The organism is Brasilonema bromeliae SPC951 (assembly GCF_012912135.1).
Taxonomy (GTDB): Bacteria; Cyanobacteriota; Cyanobacteriia; order Cyanobacteriales; family Nostocaceae; genus Brasilonema; species Brasilonema bromeliae.
This window is the reverse complement of record NZ_QMEB01000370.1, coordinates 1-3,022: the sequence shown is the minus strand read 5'-3', so window position 1 is coordinate 3,022 and position 3,022 is coordinate 1. Positions and strand designations below refer to the sequence as shown.

The following is a 3,022-nucleotide window of genomic DNA, read 5'->3' as shown; positions in this document are numbered from 1 at the left end:
ATACTAAATATTAATAACTCAGTTTAAAAAATATCTTTTGAGCACACACATGACTGATGGTAAAGGTTACAGACTTATTTTTTCAGTCAAATACTAGATTTACTTGAAGAAAATATCGAAGCCCTCAAACACATCAAGGCAAATCATGGTTTATCAGGTGACCCCGCTGTTGAAGCGAACTCCTACATTGATTATGTGATCAATGCTTTGACCTAACGGGAGTCTTTCAGTTTTGTGTGATGCAGCAAGAAAATAATTTGGTAATTGTGCATCCAAACTAATGTTATTACCAGATTATTTTCACCAAACTTCGTTACATAGTTCCACAAAACTGAACCTAAAGTTTGCAAATGCGTCGAGGCTTTTGCGTAGTCAGCCTGAAAGGCTTCAAACACTGGCATCATTATGTGTTAACTGTCAATTCAAACTGACTGAGATACTTATGCTGTTGGAGTTTTCTGGCTTTTCAATGACTACGCAAGGGTTTTTTTTAAAATGTCTTTTTAACCAGATTCGCAGTTGTGTAATCGAGATTTAAGAGGTGGAATTATGGCAGCGTTGGGAGAAGCAAGCCGATTAGGAATTAGCCCATTTGCAGATGCTGAAAAAGTTGAACTGCGTCCTGTGAGGACAGAAGCTGATGTCCAAGCGGTCATTTGGGCGACCTATAGACAAGTTTTGGGCAATGAACATCTGATGCAAAGTGAGCGTCTTTTGAGTGCAGAATCACTCTTGCGTCAGGGACAGATTACACTACGGGATTTTGTGCGTGCAATCGCTCAATCAGAACTATATCGACAAAAGTTTTTCTATTCCAACTCTCAAGTTCGCTTCATTGAATTGAATTATAAGCATCTTTTGGGTCGTGCTCCTTACGACGAGTCAGAAATTGCCTACCACGTTGACCTGTACAATTCTCAGGGTTACGAAGCTGATATTAATTCCTACATTGATTCTGTCGAGTATCAACAAAGCTTTGGAGATTCCATTGTGCCTTACTATCGGGGCTTCCAAACCGTGGTAGGACAAAAAACAGTCGGGTTTCCGCATTTTTTCCAGTTGTATCGAGGTTACGCGAATAGCGATCGCGCCCAAAGCAAGCCCAAAGGACAATTAACTTGGGATTTAGCAAAAAACCTGGTATCCCCCATCTATCCTGCTTCTGCTGGCACCTTAACTGGCACTTCAACAGGTCGTCGTGGTGGTAACACTTATCGAATTCGCCTAACGCAGGCGGCTTCTCCTAACTCTACAGTCATCCGCCAGAGTATTAGTGAAGTCGTTGTCCCTTTTGAACAGTTGTCAGATCGATTGCAACAACTCAATCGCCAGGGACGCAAGATTATTAGCATCACTCTTTCTTAAGAAGAACGCAGAACACAGAACGCAGAATGCAGGAAAAAAAATACCAGGCATCAGGTAGGAGAAAGATTGTTGTTCATTACTCCCATCAGGCGTGCAAGATTACCTATCTTCTTTTTGATTTTCTTGGCGTCCTTGGCGTCTTGTTGCTAATCGTTAAATTCGGTATTCTTCTAACGAGAAGAGAGTAACTCTTCTTAAACCTGAAACTTGCAACCTAAAACCTAAAAAAGTTGTACAGAAGTTATACCGATATTAATCTTTCTATTTATTCTGAGTTCTGACAACTGAGTTCTAAGTTCTTTATTCAATAAAAGTTTTTAATCAAGGAGATTTTTAGATGGCTATTACAACAGCCGCCTCTCGACTCGGAACCTCTGCTTTTACTAATGCTGCCCCCATTGAATTATGGTCTAATGCCAGCCAGACAGATATTTCTGCTGTGATCGCGGCTGTTTATCGTCAAGTTTTAGGCAATGATTATTTATTAAAATCCGAACGCCTGACTGGTGCAGAATCTCTGCTGTTGAATGGCTCGATAAGTGTGCGAGAATTTGTCCGTCAGGTGGCGAAATCCCAACTGTATAAAGCTAAGTTTTTCTCCAACAGTTTCCACAGCCGTTTCACGGAGTTGAACTACAAACATTTTTTAGGTCGTGCTCCTTATGATGAATCAGAGATAGCCTATCACCTGGATTTGTACCAAACCAAAGGATACGACGCTGACATTGATTCCTATATTGACTCAACTGAGTACGAAGTTAATTTTGGTGAAAATATCGTACCCTACTATCGGGGATTTACGACTCAACCTGGACAGAAAACCGTGGGCTTTACTCGGATTTTTCAGTTGTATCGTGGGTATGCGACGAGCGATCGCTCCCAAATCCCAGGCAATTCCCCTCGTCTAGCTAGTGAACTGGCGAAAAATAGTGCATCAACGGTAGTTGCTCCTGCGCTTAGCAATAATGGCTTTGCCTATCGTCCTCCGCTAAGAGGGGAAACTCCCAGCAGCACATTTGGAGGCTCGCAAGCATTTGGCACAGGACGACTCTATCGAGTTGAAGTGGCAAGTATTTCTAAACCAGGATATCCCAAGGTTCGCCGCGTCAACCAAGCAGTCGTTATCCCCTACGAACAGCTATCAGATTACTTTCAAAGGGTTCAACGCCAAAATGGCAAGATTGCCAGTATTACGCCTCTTTAAATCATGATTTATAAAATTTGTCAATCCCCCGAAAAGGGGGAATTTAAATTTCCTTTAATTTCCGGGATATTATCATGGTTTATCAAATTGTTAGCGGCAGAAGCAACAACTCAATCACAGCGAATCGGAGTTTCCGGTTTGAAGTGATTGGTCTCCATCAAAACGAGGTCACGGATAATAACAATTATGCCATTCGCTCCAGTGCCAGTGTGTTTATTACGGTACCGTTTAGCCGATTAAATCAAGAACTCCAGCGGATTAATCGACTCGGTGGCAAAATCGTTAATATTGAACCCTTGACGCCTGAAACTGATAAAGCTTAGGACAACTTCTCATTTCATTTGCAGGTCAAATTAAAAATTATTAGTCTACGCAGGCAGACTTTGCCTGTGTAGTAGCGAATTATATTCGCCCAAAACTTTTCATATCGTGTCCGGTTAATTAGTTATGATT

General features: G+C 41.5%; 3 protein-coding genes and 1 pseudogene. All 4 read left to right on the top strand.

Translation table 11 applies throughout. From position 1 onward, the window contains the following. Window positions 1-114: 114 nt before the first annotated feature. Window positions 115-216: pseudogene (locus tag DP116_RS27645) on the top strand (phycocyanin subunit alpha); the annotation flags it as partial. A gap of 333 nt (window positions 217-549) precedes the next feature. Further along, on the top strand, window positions 550-1,365 hold the full coding sequence (locus tag DP116_RS27635; protein WP_169158172.1) for a phycobilisome linker polypeptide: 816 nt from the start codon (window positions 550-552) through the stop codon (window positions 1,363-1,365). 337 nt (window positions 1,366-1,702) lie between these two features. After that, window positions 1,703-2,569, top strand: a complete 867-nt coding sequence (locus tag DP116_RS27630) for a phycobilisome linker polypeptide (RefSeq protein ID WP_169158171.1) — start codon at window positions 1,703-1,705, stop codon at window positions 2,567-2,569. Window positions 2,570-2,643: 74 nt separating this feature from the next. Then, window positions 2,644-2,892, top strand: coding sequence for a rod-capping linker protein CpcD (gene cpcD / locus DP116_RS27625; protein WP_169158170.1), 249 nt, complete (start codon window positions 2,644-2,646; stop codon window positions 2,890-2,892). Window positions 2,893-3,022: the final 130 nt, after the last annotated feature.